The sequence below is a fragment of the Pontibacterium sp. genome (assembly GCF_041587635.1).
GTDB lineage: Bacteria > Pseudomonadota > Gammaproteobacteria > Pseudomonadales > Balneatricaceae > Pontibacterium.
The window spans coordinates 1-1,964 of sequence record NZ_JBFGYC010000665.1 but is presented as its reverse complement, the minus strand read 5'-3'; the positions used below and the strand labels follow the sequence as shown (position 1 = coordinate 1,964).

Annotated in this window: 3 protein-coding genes; all 3 read right to left on the bottom strand. The window is 49.6% G+C overall.

Features of this window, described 5'->3' with window-relative positions:
• The coding region (locus ABYW01_RS20475) for a TRAP transporter large permease subunit (protein ID WP_372836337.1) at nucleotides 1–739 on the bottom strand (739 nt) is incomplete at its 3' end.
• Nucleotides 740–754: 15 nt separating this feature from the next.
• Entirely contained in the window at nucleotides 755–1,312 is a 558-nt protein-coding gene (locus ABYW01_RS20470) for a TRAP transporter small permease (protein WP_372836335.1), read from the bottom strand.
• An 85-nt stretch (nucleotides 1,313–1,397) separates the two neighbouring features.
• The coding region (locus tag ABYW01_RS20465; RefSeq protein WP_372836333.1) for a TRAP transporter substrate-binding protein at nucleotides 1,398–1,964 on the bottom strand (567 nt) is incomplete at its 5' end.

The following is a 1,964-nucleotide window of genomic DNA, read 5'->3' as shown; positions in this document are numbered from 1 at the left end:
TAACCAGTGGTGCCATAACAGACCAGAAGCCGGTACGGAACGCTTCTGCGATATGCTTGAAATCCCAGCCTTCAGCGGTGCCTTTGTAACCCAGGCGGCGACAGCGGATATAGTTCAGCGTCATCAGGCTGATGGAAATTACCAGGCCTGGCAGTACGCCAGCGATAAACATCTTAGTGATGGATACGCTCTGGAACTCACCGTGTTTAGCGACTGCTTCCATCGGTACGCTCAGGCCAATCGCAGAGATACCAAAGATTACCATTGGAATGGACGGCGGGATAACGATACCCAGACCACCCGAGGATGCGGTAATTGCAGATGCATAGCCTTTGTCGTAGCCGCGTTTAACCATCGCAGGGATCATTAGCATGCCTACCGCTGCGGTCGTTGCAGGGCCGGAGCCAGAGATCGCGCCAAAGAACATGCATGCCAGTACGGTTGCAGCGGAGATGCCGCCGGTTACCGGGCCTGCGAAACTTTCAGCGAGCGTTACTAATCGTTTGGATATGCCCGCAGCCTCCATTAATGCACCCGCAAGGATGAAGGAGGGTAGCGCCATCAGCGGGAATGAGCCCACTGACGTAAATGCAATCTGGACAAACTTAATAGGGTTCTGTTCGAGATACAGAAAGGATGATAGTGCCGCGACCCCAAGTGCTACTGTCACGGGTGCGCCCATCACCAGCAGGACCAAAAAGGACCCGAATAAAATGAGTACAATAGATGTTTCAGCCATTGACCTGCTCCTGGATTATGCGGCGTCTTTTTTCTTATCTTCGTCGATATCGTGGTCCATTAACTCTTCCAGTTCCTGAGAGTCAGGGTCACGGATGTCGATGCCTTTAACCAGTTTGTAGTAGTTCACCTGAATGATGCGAATCGTCATAAGTGAAAACGCAATTGGTAAGATCAGGTAGATATACTTCATCGGTATACCCAGCGTCTGAGACTTCCAAAACAGGTTCATACGGTTGAAAACAAAGTCGTAAGCCAGATAGACGAAGTAGCAGTTGAAGCCAATCCAGATCAGATCGGATAAAACTTCCAGAATGGGTGGTAACCATGCTGGCATGAGTTTGTATTGGAATGTTACCCGGTTGTGAGCGGCGAGTTTGGCGGCGTAACTGGCACCAAAGAACACAAACCATACAAACATATATACGGAAAGCTCTTCACTCCATGAGAAGGAGTAGCCAAATAACTGGCGCGAGACAATCTGAGCAAACAGCAGTGTGACAAACATGGCCAGCAGCGTGCGACAGATATAGCTTTCAATATTATCGAGGAATTTAAAGATTTTACTGCCCATGTGGCTATCTCCCGTAAAGATCTATGCACCCGCGGACGGGTGCATAGACTGGATGGATAAAAACTCCGGTTTAAAGAATTAAACCTTAGATTTCATCACGACCCAGAGAGCGCAGCAGTTCGTTCACTTTGCCTTTACCGCCTACAGATTCGTAGAACTTAGGCCATACAGCGTTCTGAGCGCGCTTCGCCCATTCAGCTTCGTCCTGCAGAGAGTCGATCTGCATGCCGTACTTGCTCACCAATTCTTTCTTGATGGTTGCTTCCTGATCTTTCAGCCACTGCAGGCTGTAAGCGGTCGCTTCAGTACCCGCTGCCAGAATTGCTTTCTGAGTTGCTTCGTTCTGATCCTGGTACAGGGATTCAGAAATAATCAGAGGCTCCAGCAGGAACAGGTAATGCAGGTCAGTGATGTACTTCTGTACTTCACCAAACTTCATCGCGTAGATCGTGGTGTATGGAGTGTCCTGACCGTCAACAACGCCCTGTTGCAGAGCAGTGAAGGTTTCAGACCAGGCCATAGGCGTTGGGTTGTTACCCCAAGACTTGTAAGTGTCGATCATGATTTCGTTTTTAGGAACACGAACAACGACGCCGTCGAGGTCATCGAGGGTTGTGATTGGACGCTTGGAGTTAGTCAATACCCGGAAACC

Excerpts from the sequence above, each read along its gene's own strand:
- ABYW01_RS20470 (WP_372836335.1), bottom strand. The coding sequence starts at position 1,312 with ATGGGCAGTAAAATCTTTAAATTCCTCGATAATATTGAAAGCTATATC.